Source organism: Pseudomonas sp. D3-10 (genome assembly GCF_051132175.1).
In the GTDB taxonomy this organism is placed as follows: Bacteria; Pseudomonadota; Gammaproteobacteria; order Pseudomonadales; family Pseudomonadaceae; genus Aquipseudomonas.
Map to the genome: position 1 here is coordinate 3,468,314 of NZ_CP071668.1, position 19,862 is coordinate 3,488,175.

General features: G+C 61.2%; 18 protein-coding genes and 1 pseudogene. 10 read left to right on the forward strand and 9 right to left on the reverse strand.

Features of this window, described 5'->3' with window-relative positions; genetic code table 11:
- Positions 1-151: 151 nt before the first annotated feature.
- Positions 152-1,084: a hypothetical protein gene (locus J3P90_RS15540; RefSeq protein WP_434676584.1), complete on the forward strand. Its 933-nt coding sequence runs from the start codon at positions 152-154 to the stop codon at positions 1,082-1,084.
- Positions 1,085-1,108: 24 nt separating this feature from the next.
- On the opposite strand, the gene J3P90_RS15545 is transcribed toward J3P90_RS15540, so the two are convergent.
- The 3 genes from J3P90_RS15545 to J3P90_RS15555 all read right to left on the reverse strand — a co-directional run bounded on the left by J3P90_RS15545 (position 1,109) and on the right by J3P90_RS15555 (position 3,491).
- Positions 1,109-1,363, reverse strand: a complete 255-nt coding sequence (locus tag J3P90_RS15545; RefSeq protein WP_434610917.1) for a colicin E3-like toxin immunity protein — start codon at positions 1,361-1,363, stop codon at positions 1,109-1,111.
- 10 nt (positions 1,364-1,373) lie between these two features.
- The gene (locus J3P90_RS15550; RefSeq protein WP_434610915.1) at positions 1,374-2,597 is read right to left on the reverse strand and encodes a colicin E3/pyocin S6 family cytotoxin; all 1,224 of its coding nucleotides are present in this window, start codon (positions 2,595-2,597) and stop codon (positions 1,374-1,376) included.
- Between the two features lie 153 nt (positions 2,598-2,750).
- The gene (locus J3P90_RS15555) at positions 2,751-3,491 is read right to left on the reverse strand and encodes a gamma-glutamyl-gamma-aminobutyrate hydrolase family protein (protein ID WP_434675003.1); all 741 of its coding nucleotides are present in this window, start codon (positions 3,489-3,491) and stop codon (positions 2,751-2,753) included.
- A 145-nt stretch (positions 3,492-3,636) separates the two neighbouring features.
- Between J3P90_RS15555 and J3P90_RS15560 the strand changes: the two are divergent.
- From J3P90_RS15560 to J3P90_RS15575, 4 genes and pseudogenes are all read left to right on the forward strand, one after another.
- Positions 3,637-5,401, forward strand: a pseudogene (locus J3P90_RS15560) (S8/S53 family peptidase).
- 96 nt (positions 5,402-5,497) lie between these two features.
- Positions 5,498-5,659 carry a DUF2986 domain-containing protein gene (locus tag J3P90_RS15565; RefSeq protein WP_420767676.1) on the forward strand — a complete coding sequence of 54 codons (162 nt, stop codon included), beginning with the start codon at positions 5,498-5,500 and terminating at the stop codon, positions 5,657-5,659.
- Positions 5,660-5,663: 4 nt separating this feature from the next.
- On the forward strand, positions 5,664-6,464 hold the full coding sequence (locus tag J3P90_RS15570) for a DUF6630 family protein (protein ID WP_434675004.1): 801 nt from the start codon (positions 5,664-5,666) through the stop codon (positions 6,462-6,464).
- A 200-nt stretch (positions 6,465-6,664) separates the two neighbouring features.
- Positions 6,665-7,618, forward strand: a complete 954-nt coding sequence (locus tag J3P90_RS15575; protein ID WP_434610909.1) for an alpha/beta fold hydrolase — start codon at positions 6,665-6,667, stop codon at positions 7,616-7,618.
- A 64-nt stretch (positions 7,619-7,682) separates the two neighbouring features.
- Here J3P90_RS15575 and J3P90_RS15580 read toward each other — a convergent pair whose 3' ends face one another.
- The 4 genes from J3P90_RS15580 to gabT form a co-directional block, all read right to left on the reverse strand.
- A complete protein-coding gene (locus J3P90_RS15580; protein ID WP_434676585.1) occupies positions 7,683-8,090 on the reverse strand; it encodes an ester cyclase in 408 nt (135 codons plus the stop codon).
- Between the two features lie 74 nt (positions 8,091-8,164).
- The gene (locus J3P90_RS15585; RefSeq protein ID WP_420767674.1) at positions 8,165-8,653 is read right to left on the reverse strand and encodes an Lrp/AsnC family transcriptional regulator; all 489 of its coding nucleotides are present in this window, start codon (positions 8,651-8,653) and stop codon (positions 8,165-8,167) included.
- A gap of 45 nt (positions 8,654-8,698) precedes the next feature.
- On the reverse strand, positions 8,699-9,355 hold the full coding sequence (locus tag J3P90_RS15590; protein ID WP_434610906.1) for an HAD family hydrolase: 657 nt from the start codon (positions 9,353-9,355) through the stop codon (positions 8,699-8,701).
- Positions 9,356-9,393: 38 nt separating this feature from the next.
- A complete protein-coding gene (gene gabT, locus J3P90_RS15595; RefSeq protein ID WP_434610904.1) occupies positions 9,394-10,689 on the reverse strand; it encodes a 4-aminobutyrate--2-oxoglutarate transaminase in 1,296 nt (431 codons plus the stop codon).
- Between the two features lie 287 nt (positions 10,690-10,976).
- On the opposite strand from gabT, the gene J3P90_RS15600 reads away from it, so the two are divergent.
- The 3 genes from J3P90_RS15600 to J3P90_RS15610 all read left to right on the forward strand — a co-directional run bounded on the left by J3P90_RS15600 (position 10,977) and on the right by J3P90_RS15610 (position 13,712).
- Positions 10,977-11,903: a 2-hydroxyacid dehydrogenase gene (locus tag J3P90_RS15600; protein ID WP_434610902.1), complete on the forward strand. Its 927-nt coding sequence runs from the start codon at positions 10,977-10,979 to the stop codon at positions 11,901-11,903.
- Positions 11,904-12,104: 201 nt separating this feature from the next.
- Entirely contained in the window at positions 12,105-12,962 is an 858-nt protein-coding gene (locus tag J3P90_RS15605) for a GNAT family N-acetyltransferase (protein WP_434563561.1), read from the forward strand.
- 42 nt (positions 12,963-13,004) lie between these two features.
- Positions 13,005-13,712, forward strand: a complete 708-nt coding sequence (locus J3P90_RS15610; RefSeq protein ID WP_434563559.1) for a cupin domain-containing protein — start codon at positions 13,005-13,007, stop codon at positions 13,710-13,712.
- A 510-nt stretch (positions 13,713-14,222) separates the two neighbouring features.
- Here J3P90_RS15610 and J3P90_RS15615 read toward each other — a convergent pair.
- Together J3P90_RS15615 and J3P90_RS15620 are read right to left on the reverse strand one after the other, a co-directional pair.
- Positions 14,223-15,365: an HlyD family secretion protein gene (locus tag J3P90_RS15615; protein ID WP_434563557.1), complete on the reverse strand. Its 1,143-nt coding sequence runs from the start codon at positions 15,363-15,365 to the stop codon at positions 14,223-14,225.
- Positions 15,362-17,023: an MFS transporter gene (locus tag J3P90_RS15620; RefSeq protein WP_434563555.1), complete on the reverse strand. Its 1,662-nt coding sequence runs from the start codon at positions 17,021-17,023 to the stop codon at positions 15,362-15,364. The genes J3P90_RS15615 and J3P90_RS15620 overlap by 4 nt, the downstream gene beginning before the upstream one ends.
- A 496-nt stretch (positions 17,024-17,519) precedes the next feature.
- Here J3P90_RS15620 and J3P90_RS15625 point away from each other — a divergent pair, with 496 nt between their 5' ends.
- Together J3P90_RS15625 and J3P90_RS15630 are read left to right on the forward strand one after the other, a co-directional pair.
- Positions 17,520-18,821 (forward strand): OprD family porin, encoded by a 1,302-nt coding sequence (locus J3P90_RS15625; protein WP_434563553.1) that lies wholly within the window; start codon positions 17,520-17,522, stop codon positions 18,819-18,821.
- 181 nt (positions 18,822-19,002) lie between these two features.
- A complete protein-coding gene (locus J3P90_RS15630) occupies positions 19,003-19,821 on the forward strand; it encodes an NAD-dependent epimerase/dehydratase family protein (RefSeq protein WP_434675005.1) in 819 nt (272 codons plus the stop codon).
- The last annotated feature ends 41 nt before the right edge of the window (positions 19,822-19,862 follow it).

The window sequence follows — 19,862 nt, forward strand, 5'->3', positions numbered from 1 at the left end:
CTGGTCGGCGGTGGTTATGCCTACGCGCACAGACCATCAAGCATGCCGAGAACCCGCCGAAAGAGGTATTCTGCGCGGCTAGAAAACAGCCATGGCCAACGGCTGTTCGCAACTTGAAGCGGTCTTGAAAGTGGTGCGCCAGGAGGTCTGCATGTTGATTGGATATCGATTCGAGCGTACCGCGCGGGATGACCTGCATATCCACTCGATCAATTGGGTGCAGGGCGGATTCGTGCTGCTGACAAGCGCGATGACTTTCATTTTTCCAGTGGCGGCCGTGCTCGCAATCACAGATGCCGACTTGTCGCCGACAGGCATGGATCCATTGGCCTCACTCCTGCTCGTGCTCGGGCTGCTGCTGATTGCTGCCCTAGGCTTGGCGCTGATGCTTTACACCGGCACCCGCGAAACCTTGCTGTTGTCGCGTATCGACGGTGAAGGCAAGCGCCGTACCTGGAACTTCTTTGCACGCCGCGAACGGGTGCATTCGGTGTTTAGGTTCGACGCCGTCAAGCACCTCGAGCTCCGCCGCCATCAACAGGCCAAACCAGCCAACACCCAACTGTGGCTGGTGATGCGCGATGGCGCCACCCACCGCCTGACAAGTGACAACGTTGCGGTGGTGCCGGGCAGTGAACGCACCGAGCGGTGGCTGCGTGAGCTGAGCGACTACCTGCAGGTACCGATGCCCACGGAGGTTGCTGTCGGTTCGACGGCCGTTTCGAAAGTGCCCTACAGGCCTACTCCAACGCCGGCGAAGATCGCCAGGCAACACAAAGCGAAGGCACTCACGCCTTCGGCTGAGTCGACCGAACAACTAGGCATCCCCGCACGCGCCCTGCTCGCCTTGATTGGCGCTTTCTTGATTGTGCTGGAGCTGACCCGTCTGATCGCATGGACGCCGTCGCTGTTTACCGGACGGATACGCATCGGCAGCACTCGCCCGACGATCTTCTACTGGACCGAACAGCCCGTGGCCTTTTCATTCCACTTGGTTATCGGCCTGGCAGAGCTGCTTATCATCGGCGTCATCGCCTGGGGCTGCGTGCGCGTGGCGATCGAGGGGCGGTTGAAGTCAAAATAGATCTGTCCCGTTTTCTCCTCTCGATTACCAGCTATCTAGATAATCAAAAGCTATTTGATAGTCGTAGTTCGCCCAATCGATTGAATGCTGAAAGTACGGCTGGATAATTCCTACCCAGTCCAACAGGAGATCAAACCCCCCGTTATTTATGTTGTTATCGAACGGGATGCCTAAAGCCTCCACGACCGAGCCATCATCACCCAGATCCTCTGTATATTCTTCTCCTTCGAAGGATTCCGTTTGCTTGCTATACCACTCAAGTCGCAATTTGAGTCCCATCTTTTGATCCTCACAAATACTTTCTTATGCTGCGATTTTTCTTAGGGCCATCTGTCTGCTCGCCAGTAATTGGATCGAATGCACCTAAATGACTTCCGTCGCTTGCTCGGTAAGCTTCCAGTTCACCGTGCGAGGCATCCCACTCGTAAATGGTCCGGCCTTTGGCGTCGAGCCAGCGATCTCTTAAGCCTCCGCCTCCTTGCACCGGAGTTTTCTTCTTGCCTTTCTTCAGACCAGAGAAGCCCGTAATTTCATGTGTCTTCGGAGCAGGATGATAGTCGTGGCCCGCCTCGGCCAGACCCTTTCGGCGGATGCTCAAAACCACATAAACCGGCCGAACCCCCGAGTCCACCGGGAACACCAGAATGAAATCCTTGTACTCCGGCGGATAGATCGGATTGACGATGATGCTGTCCGCCATCGGCGTCGACGGGTAGATCCAGATATGCGGGGTTTGGGGGGCGGCTTCCAGGGCGGGGATGCCGAGGGTTTCGGAGGGGTCGGTGGCTGGGGTCCAGATCAGTTCGATGCCATCGCCCAGGTCGGCGATGTATTGGTCGGCGCGCGGCGTCAGGTGGACGACGTCGACCATTTCCCAGCCGCGGTTCTGACCGGTGTAGAAACCGTAACCCTTGATACTGCCGTCGGCCTGTTGCTCGATGCTCAAGCGCATGCGGCTGCGGGCCTTTTTTAGCTGGCGTAGCTGGTCTTCGCTGTAGAGCGCGCTGTCGCCCAGGCTGGAAGGCCAAAGCAAGGCGACGATCCCCGTTAACAGCGCCGCGCCAACCGTGCCTGCAGCGGCTCCCGCAGTTGTCGCGGCGCAGCCGCCCAGGGCGAGTCTGCCCAATGTAGCGGGAATTGCAGTTGAGCCGATCTGCTTGAGGGGGACAGTCCCGGAATCGTCGGCCTCGCGGCCGCCAAGCCACTTCAAGTCGCCGTACTGCTTGACCAGCTCCGGCGGAATGAAACCATGGGGGTTGTTGTAGTCGATGATGCCGTTGGGGAGCTCGCAGCATTTAGCGAAAACGGACCCGGTGATGGGCAGGGATTTTTTTTCGACCTTGCCCCATCTTTCCTTTTCGTAGGCGGCCTGTCGCGCAAGCATGGCGTCATGACTGCGCTGGAGTGCCTCGTACTCGGCCAGCTCGCTGGACGTCATGTCCCGGTAGGAAATGTTGTGCCCTTCGCCGGAACGTGGATTTTTGACTTTTGGCAGATTGTTTGGGCGCGTCACGAATCGCGATTCTCATCCTGAAAATTCAGGACGGACGCTATCGCAAGGGACTCATGCGGCGCTGTCAGAGGCTTCTCGAATTGCCCGTTCCGTTTTCCTCAGACGGTGTGGGCCGGCAAGGCAACAAGATCTGCGTCTGTGTCACGAACCGGGTTAGCTCGCCCGCTGCCTGCACGCCTCTCCGAACGCGCGAAAGATCGCCCGATAATCCTGATGCTCCGTCACTTCCCATTCCGGGTGCCATTGCACCCCCAACGCAAACGCCCGGCTGCCCTCCACCGAAAGCCCCTCCACCAGGCCATCCTCCGCCACGGCTTCGATGCGCAAACCCTGCCCCACCCGTGCGATGCCCTGGCCGTGGACGGAGTTGACTTCGATCTGTTCCTTGAGCCCCAACCGCGCCAACACCCCGCCCGGTCGCACGGTCAGTGCATGGTTGCGGGCGTATTGGTCCTGGACCGGCTCGTTGCTCGGCGGCTCGTGCTCGGCGCCGGGGCCGTTGAGTTGTTGATGGAGCGTGCCGCCAAAAGCGACATTCATTTCCTGGAAGCCGCGGCAGATGCCAAGCACCGGAAGACCGGCCTCGACAGCGGCGCGCCAGAGCGGCAGCGCCAGGTTATCCCGGGCCGGGTCGTGCTCGGTGCCAGGCGGGCTGGGTGGGCCGCCGTAGTGATGGGGTTCGATATTGGAAGGCGAGCCGGTGAAAAGCAGCCCGTCCAGGCCAGCGATGACGTCAGCCGGATCGATCAGTGACGCAACCACCGGAAGGATCACCGGCAGTGCCTCGGCGGCGGTCGCGACGGCTTGTGCGTATTTGTCGTTGCTGAGCTGGACGGTGTGTGGGCCGACCTTGCCTGAACAGGCGATGATTCCGATCATGGGTGGACGAGACATAGGGTTCCCCGTTTTTCAGTTGCCTATGGATCGGATTTCGGCGCGGGTTCGGTTGTTCAATTTTGATGACGGCTGGCGCCATTGCCTGAACGAAGCCATCGACACAGCGGTCGGAACAGCAAACCCCGGCAAAGAAACCTCACCCATGCCCTTACGATCCGCTGTCCTCGTCACCTTGATCGCGTTGTCTGCCGGCACGTCTGCAATGGCGCAAGAGCCGTTGCGCCTGGAAAGCCTGAAGCGCTGCGGCGACTTGCTCGAAATCGAGCGCCAGGAGTGGTGCTTGACCGCGCGAGGGCTGGGTGAAGCAACGCCGCAACTGAAACTCGGTGAAAAAGCGATTCCCGCTGACAGGGTCCAGCGTGACGGCCAACGCCTGCGTCTGCATTTGGACAAGGCCGACTACCAAAGCGGGCCGCTCTGGCTGGAAGACGGTCCGCGCGCCAGCAATGCCGTCTGGTTGACCCTGCGCAGCAGTCATCGTCGCGGCCGGGCCGGATGAGGTGACCAAGAACATGGACGGCCTGACCACCTATGTGGATCTGGTCAGCGTGTTGATCGAGGAAAGCCACGATGGCCGCCAGGAGGCGGAACGTCTCGCCAACAAGTACGGGGCCAGGGTGGTCGGCAGCATCGCGCCGCTCAACGTGTATCAATTGCGCCTGCCGGCCAGGGACCTGATGCAGCGCGACGCGTTGGTGCTGCGCCTGGGCGGCGAAACCAGCGTCGATGCCGTAGTGATCGAAGAGTCCGGGGCCGAAGAAACCGAGCAAGCGCCCACCCAGCCCGAAGAGCCCAAGAAACCGGCCCAGGGCTCCGATGAATGGGCCGCGAATCGCTTTCTCGACGCGGTGCATTACTACCAGCGGCGTATCCCCGGGCAGCAGGCGCCGATCCAACCGCAGCCGGTGCGCATCGGCTTGATCGAGCGTGACGTGGATTTCGACACGGCGGATTTTGCCGACTATCTTGGCCCCTGCTCCATGCCGCGCACCTGCGTGTACGCCCGTGATGCGAACAAACCCGACAACCATGGCACGACTGTCGCCGGCATTCTCGCCGCGCGCTGGAACGATGGTGGCAACACCGGTTTGCTGCGGGGCCTGGACAAGGCGAGCGGCGGCTTCGAAGTGATCGTCGAGCGAAATTCGGACGCAGGGATCACAGCCAACATCGCCGCCTCGGTGAACCTCGTCGAGGATGGCGTGCGTGTGCTGAACTGGAGCTGGGGCATCCACCGCGTGGGAGCGAAAGACGTCAAGGGCGATGACGTCGATTCGCTGCTGCGTTCGGGTATTGCCATGAGCGGCTACGAAGAACTGCTGGAAGAGTTTTTCCTGTGGCTGCGCAAGGAACATCCCGACGTGGTGGTGGTGAACTCCGCTGGCAATGGGTCGTCATTTTCCGGCACCGATGAATACCGCCTGCCCTCCTCGTTCATTACCGAACAGTTATTGGTGGTCGGCGGACACCAGCGCAGCGAACGGGCCGGCGTCGCCGTCGATGACCCAGGCTACGCGGTCAAGCGCAACTCCTCGAATATCGACATGCGCGTCGACATCACCGCCGCCGCGTGCACCCACGCCTCGACGCCCAATGCCGGCGAGGATGGCGCGGTGCATTGCGGCACATCGTACGCCACACCCATGGTCACCGGCCTGCTGGCAGCGATGCTGTCGATCAACCCGCAACTTCACCCCGAACAGCTGCGCATGCTCCTGCGCCGCAGCGCCATGACCATTGGCGACAATCACGACTTCGAACAAATGGACGGCGAAGACCTCACCGCACCCATCCTGCCGTCGGAGCGCAATTACCAGCTCAACGACAAGGACGTAGGGCGTTCGGCACGGCTGGACATGCAAAAGGCGCTGGATCTTTCGGTGCAGAGTCGCAGCCGGGTGCGTTGATGCACGGCTCAAAATCAGCGCTACACTTTCGGCGATAACTTATTCGACTGGCGGTATGATCGACCCCCAGCCTCTTACGCGCCCAAGTGGAACAACATGAATCGTCGCAAGAAAATAAACCAGTTGCTCAAGGCCAACGCCAAAAAAGCCAGTGCCAAGCTGGCACCGAAAAGCAAAGACCGATACATCAGCAAAGCCGACCGACTGAAAATGGCGGCTGAAGCCGGACCGGACTCGACCGTTTCCCCTGAGAGCTGATTCTTTGAACCCCATCGACCTCCTGTCGCTTCAACGCGTCATCACCGCCCACGGCACACTCGAAGGCGCGGCCTATTTCGACGCAGAGGAAAGCCTCGTCCACGACATATTCGTGGATCGCATCGTTCTCCAGACCAACTACCTGGACCACAGCAGCTATAAGGTCGACCTGGCCGCGGGCGCGGTACGTGTGCGCAAGACGCGGCTGGATAACCACCACCGAGGCCACAAGGCCCAGGTGATCGACGATGCCATGGACGAGGACGATTGGCTGGAATTGGGCAGTCTGTGGCGGCGTCTGAGTCGTGACCTGGACACTCAGGGGCAAACGCCACCACCGGATCCGGCCGATACGCTGGCGGACCTGTTCGACTGCCTGTTCGACGAGACACACGCGCAAGCGCTGATCGAAAACATGCCGGCGGCTACCGGCCGATGGGACTGGGCGTGGACTCAGCTGCAATCGGCCCTTGTCAGCACGCATCGGATGGCTGAGTTCGAGTGGAAGGAATGGTCGTTGTCTGGCGTCTACGCCATCAACGCCCTCGCCCCCCTGCGCGAACGGGGCATTGAAATCCCCACGCCCGACGGCACAGTCGTCGATGCAGTCAATCACGCCGACGATTGGGAGCGGGCGCTGCTCCAGTATTTCAATGCACGACTGGAAATCCACGATCTGAAGCTGTTGGCCATCGGCACGCATTTCGACGAGTACCAAGCGTTTGCATGCCTGCCGATGAACGGTCTGGGCCTGGCCAATGCGTTGGAAATCATGGGCAGGCTGGGCATCGTCTACAAATGCTGATCCTGCTGTTTTGCGGCAAGGGAGCTCCCTTGCCACAAAACCCTGCACACCCAGGAAGCAGAACACGGGTATCTGAAATCCCCATAGTTGCTATCGACGCCAGCGCCGTTCTCGTTCCGCTGCGCCCTCTCTAATCTGCCCACCAACGGGATCGACGACGATCTCGGCAGATCAAACCGTCCCTTATGGAGAGAGAAACGATGAACACAATCAACCGCACCCTGGCTGTCGCAACCCTGGCCCTGGCCACCCTCGGCGCCGAAGCGGCGACACCTGTCCAGGCCGGCGCCAGCGCCTCGGCAATCGGCAGCGTGGTGCAGTCCGCCAGCTACATCACCACCAAAGATGGCGTCCAGCTGTATTACAAGGATTGGGGCCCGCGCAATGGCCAGGTCGTCACCTTCAGCCACGGCTGGCCGCTGGATTCCGACAGCTGGGAAGGACAGATGATGTTCCTCGCGTCCAAGGGCTACCGCGTGATCGCCCATGACCGCCGCGGTCATGGGCGGTCCAGCCAACCTTGGGAAGGCAACGACATGGATCACTACGCCGACGACCTCGCGGCGGTCATCGAAGCGCTGGACCTGAAGAATGTCACCCTGGTCGGCTTCTCGACGGGGGGCGGTGAAGTGGCTCGGTACATCGGTCGCCATGGCACAGCCCGGGTGAAAAAAGCCGTGCTGGTGTCCTCGGTTCCACCGCTGATGCTCAAGACGGATACCAACCCCGGCGGCTTGCCGCTCGAAGTCTTCGACGGCCTGCGCAAGGCCTCCCTGGAGAACCGCTCGCAACTGTACCTGGACATCGCGTCCGGTCCGTTCTACGGCTACAACCGCAAAGGCGCCAAGCCATCCCAAGGCCTGATCCAATCGTTCTGGGTTCAAGGCATGCAGGGCGGCAGCAAGAACACCTATGACTCGATCGCGGCATTCTCGGCGACCGACTTCCGTGGCGACTTGAAGAAATTCGACGTGCCGACGCTGGTGATCCACGGCGACGATGACCAGATCGTGCCCATCGACGCTGCAGGCCGCGCCTCGGCAGCGCTGATCAAGGGTGCCCGGTTGCTCGTCTATCCCGGTGCGCCGCACGGGCTGACCGAGACACACAAGGACCGTCTCAATCAGGACCTGCTGACTTTCCTCAAGGAATGAGGCTCGGATCGCCCTGGACGGTAACCCCTGTGGAGCGAGCCTGCTCGCTCCCACATGATTTTGCTCAAGGCCCTTCTTCGAAAGGGCTTTGGCGTTGCAGCGCCGCCTCCACCGCCGCCTTATCGATCACCGACCACACCCGAACGATCTTGCCCTGCTCGAAGGTATAAAACACGTTCTCGGAAAATCGAATCCGCCGACCGTGGGTGTCCAATCCGAGGAAACGTCCGCGCGGCGAGCAATCAAAAAGCAAACGACTCGCGACATTCGGCGGTTCGACCACCAGCAGGTCGATATTGAAACGCAAGTCCGCGATCGTGCCCACATCGTTTTCCAGCATCGCCCGATAACCCGCCAGGCCCACCGGGTCTCCGTTGTAGTGCACGCTGTCGTCGACGAAGCTGCCCAGGTCTTGCCAGCGACGGGCATTGAGGCAGGCGATGTAGTTGCGGTATTGCTCGGCCAGGTCCATGTCCAGGTCCTCCATCAGCGAGGGTTACCTGGCAGTGACTGCAGACAAAGGCCAGTGGTTCTGGACGAACGCCTTCAATGCCGCAACAGTTTGCGCAACGGAATCTCATCCTTGCGAACCGGCGACTTGATGACGATGTAGCTGAAGTACTTGGAGATGCCGATGTTCTTGTCCAGCAGGCTTTCCATCACGTCCTGGTAATCCTGGATGCTGCGGGTCATGAAACGGACCAGGTAATCGTAGCCGCCACTGATCAAGTGGCATTCGAGCACTTCGTCGACGAGGCGAATATTGGACTCGAACTTGGCGAAGTCCTCACGCTTGTGGTCGCTCAGGGTGACTTCGGTGAACACCGTCACCGAATCGGTGATCTTGGCAAGATTGAGATGGGCCTTGTAGCTGGAGATATACCCCGCCGACTCCAGGCGCTTGACCCGTTGCAGACATGGGCTGGCTGACAGCCCCACAGCGTCGGCCAGGCTGACGTTGGTCATGCGACCGTCTTTTTGAAGCTCGACCAAAATGCTGATGTCGATCCGGTCCAGTTTCGCTAAACCTTCCATCGCATACCCCTCGCCTGCCGTTTGTAAGACAATCTTCTAACAAAATCAGCGCCGTAAAGACAGCTGATGCTGAGCCACCAGGTCCGCCATACTGTTGATGCAGTAGTCCGCCGCGCAGGGTGCCGGGGAGGTGTCGAGGTCGCGACAGATCAGGCACACCGCCCCAACCGCCCGCGACCCTGTGCCAGGGCGGGTCACGTGAAGGATCGCCGCCGCGTCCAGCCCATTGGCGTCCAGCCAGTCACGATCCTGCAGCGGCGCGCTCGCCAGCGAAATGAAATCCTCCGGCTCGATGCCCAGGCGCCCGCACAACACGCCACGGTCCTCGGCGTCGCGGTCGCCCAATACCAACAACCGATAGAACTTGCGCAAGTAAAGCATCGCTCCCGGTGCGTCCTCGAACAGCGTCCAGCCCGCGGCCGAGCGGGCGAAGCTCATGCCCTCCTCCCAACTGGCCTTGAGCTTCCAGCGCTCGGCCAGTTGACGGTGGGCGAAACACAGCAGGCCACTGAAGCCCAACTCGCCGAAGCGCGGATACAGGGATTGCAGCACCTCGTTGAAATCGGCGAGCAGCGCGGCTTTGTCCAATGGTCCGGCATGGTTTTCCAACAACGGCTGCAAGGCCGCCCAGACACCTGAATCACGATCCACCAGGACCTCATCGCAGTCGATCAGCAACGCCTGGTATTCAGTCAGCTTCATCTGTAAGCCTCCGATGATGTCCCATCGATCAACGCTCCCTAAACGGCACAGACCCGTGCCAAGGCGCCTTCGAGAATCTGCAACGCTTCGTCGATCTGCGCTTCGGTGGTCACCAGCGGCGCGAGGAAACGCAGGACGTTGCGGTACACCCCACACTTGATCACCAGCAGCCCACCGGCACGGGCTTCGTCGATCAGCCGCTGGTTGAGCTCCGCATCCGGCGTACGCGCATCGTCCTGCTTGATCAGCTCGATCGCCAGCATGAAACCCTTGCCCCGCACATCGCCAATGCGCGGATAGCGCGTTTGCAACGCCAACAGGCCCTGGCGCAACCGTTCACCCAACGCCTCGCCGCGGGCCAAAAGCTGTTCTTGCTCGTAGGCGTCGATCACCGCCAGCGCCGCCGCGCACGACAACGCGTTGCCGCCATAGGTGCCGCCCAAGCCACCGGGCAGCGGCGCATCCATGATCGCGGCCTTGCCGACAACGCCCGACAGTGGCAAGCCACCGGCCAGGCTCTTGGCGACGGTGACCACGTCTGGCTGGATGCCGGCATGCTGGAAACCGAACCATTTGCCGGTACGTCCGAAGCCGGTCTGGATTTCATCGAGGATCAGTACAATCCCGTGTTTGTCCGTCAGCGCGCGCAGGCCCTGGAGAAACTCGGTGGGCGCCGAGAGGAAACCGCCGTCACCTTGCACCGGCTCGATGATGATCGCCGCCACTCGCTCGGGCGCCACTTGGGTTGCTAGCAGCTCGTCCAGCGCTTGGAGCGCCATTTCGCCGGTGACGCCTCGATACGCGTTTGGATAAGGCGTGTGGAAGACTTCCGGCGCGAACGGCCCGAAGTTCTGTTTATAGGGCTGGCTCATGCCGGTCAGGGTGGTGCCAAGCAACGTGCGGCCATGGAAGCCGCCACGAAAGGCAATAACTGCCGAGCGGTTAGTGTGGGCACGGGCGATTTTCACGGCGTTTTCCACGGCTTCGGCGCCGGAGCTAAAAAACGCTGCCTTATAGTCGTGCTGGCCGCCGATCATTTCACACAGGCGCTGAGCCAGATCCAGATACGGCTTATAGGCCACGACCTGGAAACAGGCATGGGAGACTTTCTGCAATTGAGCCTGCACCGCCGCGACGACTTTCGGGTGGTTGTGGCCGATGTTGAGCACACCGATGCCACCGACGAAGTCCAGGTAGCGCTTACCGTCCACGTCCCATAACTCCGAACCCTGGGCCCGATCGATCACCAACGGGTGCGCGGTCACCAGCCCACGGGGCACGAATTGATCACGCTGACGGAGCAGACTCGGGGTTTCTTCGACTTTACTGTTCATTGGCATTTCCCATCGTGAGCCGCGCAACCAGGAAGCGGCTGCGGTGTGTTCACAGGTTAAGCGTTCGACGCAACGGTCTACGCCGAACTTGCTCGTTGAGAAATCCGGATCGACTGTTTACACCCCGGCAAACAGCAGAATCCGCCAACGGCCTCGCGCCCCAACGATTCTGCCGCCATGGGCGCGCTACAGCACCGCCCCGTGCCCCCCTGCGCATGCCTTTCGACAGATCCTGCTTCGCCATTCAGGCATGCTGAACACTCTGGAATCTGACGCGAGAACTGTCCATGGCCCTGCTCTATAAAGCTGACCCGATACGCGGCGAACAGTGGCGACGCCTGTTCGCCGAACAGGCACCCGACATCCAATGGCGGGCCTGGCCAGACATCGGCGATCCTCGGGATATCCGCTACCTCGCCGCCTGGCAGGCACCGGATGACCTCGAGACGCTGCTGCCCAACCTTGAGGTGCTGTTCGCCCTCTCGGCCGGCGTCGACCAACTCGACCTCGCACGTTTGCCACCCACGCTGCCCGTGGTGCGGCTGCTGGATCCAGGCATCAGCCAGGGCATGTGCGAATACGCCAGTTTCGCCGTGCTCAGCCTTCATCGAGACATGATGCGCTACCGCCAGCAACAGGCCGAACGTCGCTGGCAGGCGCATCGCCTGGTGCCGGCCCGGCAACGTCGGGTGGGTGTCATGGGTCTTGGTCTGCAGGCGCGACAGATACTCGCCACCTTGAAGCCATTCGGCTTTGCCTTGTCGGGGTGGGCCCGTAGCGAACATCACATCGATGGCGTGACCTGTCACGCCGGCGCCGAGCAATTGCCCGCTTTCCTCGGCCAGTGCGACATCCTCCTGTGCGTGCTGCCGCTCACCGAACAGACCCAAGGCATCCTCAACCGCCAGCTATTGGAGCATCTGCCCAAGGGGGCAGCCTTGATCAACATGGGCCGGGGGGGTCACCTCGTCGAGGCGGACTTGCTCGACGCACTCGCCAGCGGGCAACTGAGCGCGGCAGTGCTCGACGTGCTGACGCAGGAACCGGCCGATCCCGGGCATCCTTTCTGGAACCACCCGCAGATCCTGCTGACGCCTCATATCGCGGCGATGACCCAGCCGGAGACAGCCTTTGACGGACTGCTGGAGAACATTCGACGGCACCAGCGGGGCGAATCGATGCTGGGCCTGGTGGATCGCGAGCGCAATTATTGACATGGCTATCGCGCAAATCGGCTCGGTATTTCCTGCTGGGCTGACGCCCCGTTGGGGCAAGAAATTCGGCCGGCGCCGCTGCGGCTTATCGAAGCTGCCGAATTCACTGGCGGCTATTGTCAGCCCAGGCGACAGGTGAGATACAACCATTCTGCACGGACAATTGCGTCCGGCTCCACGTCAATTTCCAGGGGACCCGCCATGTCCATTTCGCAACGCCCTGCTTACGTTTATCGCGCCATGACCGACGCTGATGTTCCCTCGGCGCATGCCTTGTCCGTGCAGCTGAAATGGCCCCATCGCCTGGAGGATTGGGCCATGTTGCAGCGGCTCGCCCAAGGTTTCGTCGCACTGGATGGGGATCGCTTGATCGGCACTGCGTTCTCCTGCGCCCAGGGCAACTACGCCACCATCGGCCTGGTTATTGTCGACGATGAATACCAGGGCCGGGGCATCGGTCGCAAGTTGATGGAGTTGGCGATCGAGGCTTGCGGTTCGCGGACCGCCGTTCTCAATGCCACGTTGGCCGGCACGCCTCTATACGCCAGCCAGGGCTTCGTTGAGTTCGGGCAGATCCAGCAACATCAAGGGCACACATCGTCACCTGTCCCGCCGGCCCTGGGCAACGGCCAACGCTGCCGTGCGCTGGCACCGGCCGATCGGGCCGAGTTGATCAGGCTGGCCAACCTTGGCAGCGGCCTGGATCGCGAGGCCGTGCTGAACGATCTGTTCGATGTCGTTGAACAGGGCGTGGGCATCGAGCAGGACGGCCAGTTGCGCGCCTTCGCCCTGCTTCGCCCTTACGGACGCGGACGCTGCATCGGCCCGGTCATCGCCCAGGACGCCACGCAGGCCCGGCACCTGGTCGCGGCATTGCTGGCCCACGTGCCGGAGGCGTTCGTGCGCATCGATATTCCCGCCGACTGCGGCTTGGGACCCTGGCTCGAAGAGATTGGCCTCAAGCACGTCGACACCGTTGCCCAGATGGCACAAGGCACTGCGCCCCAGGCCAGTGGCGGCGTGCGCCAATTCGCACCGGTGACCCAGGCCATCGGCTGACAGACTCTTCATTCCATGCCTTTAATTCCGGAGCAATGTTTCATGCTTGAACCCACTGCAATGCTGTTGGCGCGCGCCGATGGCAGCCCCGCCTCCACCTCATTCAAGCCAGGTTCATTGGGTGCCAACGACCCCTTCGACCGGCTCATTGCCTACGCTGGGGTTGATGGCATGGCCGCCGGCGTGGTCCGGGCCGGCGGACGAATCAGCGTCGAGGAGTATCCGTTCAGCGAAACGATCGTCGTCCATGCCGGGGCGGTCACGCTGCGCAGCCAGGCGCAAACGCTGCGGCTCAATCCGGGCGAAAGCGCTGTGATAGCCCGTGGCACCGCCCTCGAAATTGATGCGCAACCGGCTTCGCTGTGGGCCTTTTGTGCCGATACCCAATCCGTCGAGGCCAATCAACCGGGACTCACCGCCCTGCCCGCGCCGACCTTGCTTGCACCCTCCGCGGCGCCCGACGAAGAGATCCTGCTCAGCCCGGCGCCGCAATGCCGCTCGCACAACCTGTTCGTCGAGCAAGCGACGAACCTGCGCATCGGCATCTGGGATTCAACCCCCTACACACGCAAGTCACGGCCGCACAAGCTGCATGAACTGATGCACCTGCTCGAAGGCAGCGTCACCTTGCAACTGGCCGACGGCACCGAGCTGATCGTCGGCACCGGCGATACAGTGTTCGTTCCCTTGGATGCCCCTTGCGCCTGGAAAAGCAGCGTCTATGTGCGCAAGGTCTACGTCGTGAGATGAGCGCCAGGCACTGAATTCGGGATTGCACCGGGTTCTTGTGGGAGCGAGCCTGCTCGCGAAGAGGCCGGCACATCCAGCATCTTCATAGCCTGGGGTGCCGCCATCGCGAGCAGGCTCGCTCCCACATTGGATTTTTGGTAGCCACAGAACTTACATAATCCACATTGGATTTTTGGCAGCCATAGAACTCACATTATCCACATACCCTTGTGGGAGCGAGCCTGCTCGCGAAGGGGCCGGCACATCCAGCATCTTCATCGCCTGGGGTGCCGCCATCGCGAGCAGGCTCGCTCCCACATTGGATTTGTTGGTAGCCACAGAACTAACATAATCCACATTGGATTTTTGGTAGCCACAGAACTCACATAATCCACATTGGATTTTTGGTAGCCATAGAACTCACATAATCCACATACCCTTGTGGGAGCGAGCCTGCTCGCGAAGAGGCCGGCACATCCAGTATCTTCATCGCCTGGGGTACCGCCATCGCGAGCAGACTCGCTCCCACAATTATTCTGTTTTTTCTGCATTACCCGCCGTATCGATACTCACCACCACCGACATTCCCGGCCGCAGGCGTTCGCTTTCCGGCTGGCCTGGATCGACTGTGATGCGAACCGGTACGCGCTGGGCGATCTTGACGAAGTTGCCCGTGGCGTTGTCGGCCTGCAACAGGCTGAACTCAGAACCGGTGGCCGGGGAGATCCGTTCGACATGCCCATGGAATCGGCGATGGCCGAGGGCATCCACGGTGAAACTTGCCGGCTGGCCAACACGCACCTTATCCATCTGGGTTTCCTTGAGGTTGGCGATCACCCATTTCTGGTTCGGGACCAGGGCCATCAGCTGTGCACCGGAGTTGACGTAGGCCCCGAGGCGTACGCCGATCTGCCCCAACTGACCGTCCCGGGGCGCCACGACTCGGGTGTTGGACAGATCGATGCGCGCCAGTTGCACCGTCGCCTCGGCACTGGCGACGGCGGCTTCGAGGGAGCCACGGTTGACGACCACCGTTTGCAAATCCTGGCGGGCGATTTCCAGGCTGGCCTGGGCTTGCGCCACGGCGGCTTGGGTTTGTGCGCTGGCCGCGCGGCTCAGGTCCAGCTCACGCTGGGACACCGAACCGTCTTTGATCAGTTCCTCGTTGCGGCGCAGGTCGGCGGCGTTTTTTCGTGCCTGGGCCTGGCTGTCCGCCAGCGCGGCCTGACGCAGCTTGATGGTGGCTTCGGCGCTGTTGCGTTGTTGCACGACGTTGGCGAGGGCCGCTTGCTGCACGGCCAGTTCCGCCAGTGCCTGGTCGAGACGTTGTCGATAGATGCGGTCGTCGAGCCGCACCAACAGATCGCCAGCCTTCACGAACTGAAAATCCTGCACCGGCACTTCATGCACGTAGCCGCTCAACTGCGGCCCGATGATCGTCACTTGCCCGCGCACCAAGGCATTTTCTGTGGTTTCCACGGCGCTACCGAACGGCGGCAATTGCCAGGCATAAAGCACCACCAGCACACCGACGATCGCCACTGCCGCGAACCCCAGGGATGAAAGAACTCTTATCCGCAGGGAACGCGGTTTTGTCGCTGGAACGGCGGGTGGCGCCTGGTCCTCAGGCGTATCGGCGATGGCGTTGGTGGTCGTGGAGGTCGGCTCGGTCATGAAGAAGTGGCACCGCTTGGTTGTGTCGAAGGGGCAGGCGCTGTGGCGACGTGCTGGGTGGTAGTCATCAGCCACAGGGCGCGGAGGGAGATCCAGATCATGGTCAGCACGGCGATCACCGCGATCAGCATGAACACATCGTTGTAGGCCAGCACGTTGGCTTCGCGGGTGGCGGCCGCGGCAAGGCTGCGAATGCCTTGCAGGTGCCGCAGGCCCGGATCGGCGATCAGCGAACCCACCGCCGAGCCACCGCTGTCCACCCGCGCGGCCACGCGAGGGTCGAACAGGTTGATGTTTTCCACGAGGTGGCTGGAATGAAATTTCTCGCGCACCACTTGGAAGGTACCGAGCACCGCGGCCCCCACCAGGCCACCGAGGTTCTGGCAAATCCCGAACAACACGGAAAAACTCACCAGATTGCGCGGGTTGGTCAGTACATTGCGCACGCCGAGAATCATCGTCGGCCCCAGGAAAAACGTACTGCCAAACGCCAGCAGAAACTGACTGAAATACATGTTTTGCGGGCGGCTCAGGTTGTTCGAGTAGCTGTCCATGACCGAGCCTGTCGCCATCAACGCGAGGGAAATGATCAGGGGCATGAACAGGTGCGCCGGGTTGATCGTCAAGGCACTGGTCACCAGCCCGGCGATGCTGCCGACCAGCATCACCACATAAAGGCTGTGCATCTGTTGGCTGCTCATGTTCAGCGCTTGCAGAAACCCCACCGCTCCAGTGGATTGTTCCGAAGTCACCATGCGAATCAGGATCACCGCCAGGGCCAGGCGGATCATCACCCCACTGCCCAGCCAGCGCGTCATCAGCATCGGGTTGCTGCGGTTATGCTCGATCGCCAGGCCCGCCAGGATCAACACGATGGACAGCGCCGAGGCCACGCCGATCCATGGCGCCTCCAGCCACCAATCGATGCGCCCCAACGACAGCACCGCGCACAACAAGGCGACGCCGCTGGCAAGCACCGTGAAGGTCAGGAAATCGAGTTTTTCAAACGTCTTGAAGCGGTCGCCCGGTGGCAACTTGAGCAGCAGCACGCAACCCAACGAGAGCAGTGCCATCCCCAGTTCGAACAGGTAGAGGCCCCGCCACTCGGCAATTTGCAACAGGTCTTCGGAGAACAACCGGGCCATCGGCAAGGCCAGCTGCGAAGTCCCCAGGCCCAGCACTAGCGCCTTGAGCCGCCACTTCGCCGGGAAAGCCTGGACCATGTAATACAGGCCCAAGGAGCTGAGGGCAGCGCCGACCATGCCATGGGCCGCCCGCACGGCAATCGCCGAGTTCAGGTCGTTGACGAACAGATGACCGAACGTCACTAGGGCGTACAGCGCCAGGAACACCTCAGTGAACGCGCGCAAGCCGAACTGCTGGCGAAACTTCACCAGCAGCAGGTTCATGGAGACGTTGGTCATGACGTAGGCGGCGGGCAACCAGGCCATCTCGGCGGTGGTGGCGCCGAGGGCCCCTTGCAAGTAAGGCAAGTTGGCGATCACCAGCGAATTGCCCAACCCCCCGGTCAACGCCACCAGCACGCCCACCAGCGCAAAGGCGAGCCGTTTGGGCGTGGGATGCAGTGGCGTCGACGGGGAGCCTGGCAGCGTCGGCCTTTCGTGGGGCTCCCAGGCGCGTGGGGTGTATTGATCCATTCAGAGACCTTGCAGGGACATGTCGGCTCGTTTGCCACGGGTCAATTCCCGTTCGACGATGGGAAGGTGCAAGAAGTGCCCGGGGCATTTGCGTGGCGAGGGAGCTTGCTCCCGCTGGCTGCGCAGCAGCCTCCCCTGTAAACGGAATACGCCGTAGAGAGTCGCCTGGGATGGGGCTGCTGTGCAGCCCGGCGGGAGCAATCTCCCTCGCCACCCACTGCCTTTTTCGAGGCCATTCGACTAATGTCTTACGCCGGTCATCGCATGACCTGCGCCGCTCGTCGCTATCCTGGGGGCACCGTTTTTCCTTGCCGCAACGGCCCGCTTGCCTGCGTTTTGTTAGGCGAAAGCGTTGAAATAGCCCATGGCCGGATCATTCTCGATGAAAATTTGCGGTAATGGCCAGTTGACAACGAGGAACGCTCCACAAATAATCCGCTCCATGTTGTACGACGACGTATGACAAATAAAAACAACAAAAAGTAGGAGCGTCAGAGTGAGCACTCGTGCCCGTTTTTCGTCCAGTAACCGCCCCAGCCGCCGTACCCTTCTCAAATCCACGCCCGCGCTGTCACTGCTCGGCTGCACCGGTCTGGCGCTGTTCATGCCCATGACCGCTGGTGCCGAAGGCTTTGTCGATGATGCCAAAGCCACGCTGAACCTGCGTAACGCCTATTTCAACCGCAACTTCGTCAACGACAACGCCACCCAGGGCAAAGCCGAGGAATGGACCCAGAGCTTCATCCTCGACGCCAAGTCCGGCTTCACCCAGGGCACCGTCGGTTTCGGCGTAGACGTGCTGGGCCTGTACTCGGTCAAGCTCGACGGCGGTCGTGGCACGGCCGGCACCCAGCTGCTGCCGGTGCACGACGACGGCCGCCCGGCCGATGACTTCGGTCGCCTGGGCGTGGCCCTGAAGGCCAAGGTCTCGAAGACCGAATTGAAAGTCGGCGAGTGGATGCCCGTGTTGCCGATCCTGCGTTCCGACGATGGCCGTTCCCTGCCGCAAACCTTCCGTGGCGGCCAGGTGACCTCCACCGAGATCAACGGCCTGAGCCTCTACGGCGGCCAGTTCCGCGCCAACAGCCCGCGTAACGACGCGAGCATGGAAGACATGTCGATGAACGGCCGCGGTGCATTCACCTCCGACCGTTTCAACTTCGGTGGCGGCGAATACGCCTTCAACGAAAAACGCACCCAGGTCGGCGTCTGGTACGCGGAACTGTCCGACATCTACCAACAGCAATATTTCAACCTGACCCACAGCCAGCCGATCGGCGACTGGACCCTGGGCGCCAACCTCGGTTACTTCACCGGCAAGGAAGACGGCAGCGCACTGGCCGGCGACCTCGACAACAAAACCGCCTTCGCCATGCTTTCCGCCAAATACGGCGGCAACACCTTCTACGTCGGCCTGCAGAAAGTCGGCGGCGACGATGCCTGGATGCGCGTCAACGGCACCAGCGGCGGCACCCTGGCGAACGACAGCTACAACTCCAGCTACGACAACGCCAAGGAAAAATCCTGGCAACTGCGCCACGACTTCAACTTCGCCGCCGTCGGCGTGCCGGGCCTGACCCTGATGAACCGCTACATCAGCGGTGACAACGTTCACACCGCCACGGTCGACGACGGCAAGGAATGGGGCCGTGAAACTGAACTGGCCTACACCGTGCAGAGCGGCGCACTCAAGAGTCTCAACGTGAAATGGCGTAACGCATCGATTCGTCGCGACTTCAGCACCAACGAATTCGACGAGAACCGTATCTTCATCAGCTATCCGATTTCGCTCCTGTAAGACCCATGGAACACTTGCCATGAACGCCTGCCAGCGCCATGGCGAGCCCCGGCAAGGATGCCGACCCAGAGCGGTTCGTCGATCAAACGTTGACAAGGTAGCGGAAGGATAAGGATATTCCCTCTCGGTCGTACGACAACTTATAACAACTGTACCTCTCACTGTTTGCTCAGGTAATGCCATGACCACCACACAGATTCGCCATCCCTTCAATCGCCTGCTGTTGACCGGCGCCGCCGGCGGCCTTGGTAAAGTCTTGCGCGAACGCCTCAAGCCTTATGCCCGCCACATTCGCCTGTCTGACATTGCCAACATGGCCCCGGCCATCGATGAAAGCGAGGAAGTGGTGCCGTGCGACCTGTCGGATAAGCAGGCCGTGCATCAACTGGTTGAAGGTGTCGATGCCATCCTGCATTTCGGTGGTGTATCGGTTGAGCGTCCATTCGAGGAGATCCTCGGCGCCAATATCAGCGGCGTGTTCCACATCTACGAAGCCGCGCGTAAGCACGGTGTCAAACGCGTGATTTTCGCCAGTTCCAACCACGTCATCGGTTTCTACAAACAAGACGAAACCCTCGACGCCCACTGCGCTCGCCGTCCGGATGGCTACTACGGCCTGTCCAAGTCCTACGGCGAAGACGTCGCCAATTTCTACTTCGATCGCTACGGCATCGAAACCGTCAGCATCCGCATCGGCTCGTCGTTCCCGGAACCGCAGAACCGCCGGATGATGAGCACCTGGCTGAGCTTCGACGACCTCACCCAACTGATCGAATGCTCGCTCTACACACCCAAAGTCGACCACACCATCGTTTATGGCGTCTCCGCCAACCGTGACGTCTGGTGGGACAACAGCCACGCCGCGCACCTGGGCTACAAGCCCAACGACACCTCGGAAATCTTCCGCGCCAAGGTCGAAGCGCAACCGATGCCGGCCGCCGATGATCCGGCCATGGTCTACCAAGGTGGCGCCTTTGTGGCCGCCGGCCCGTTCGACTGATCCGCCTGTTGTCCGTGGGATACAAACGAACCAAGGAATCA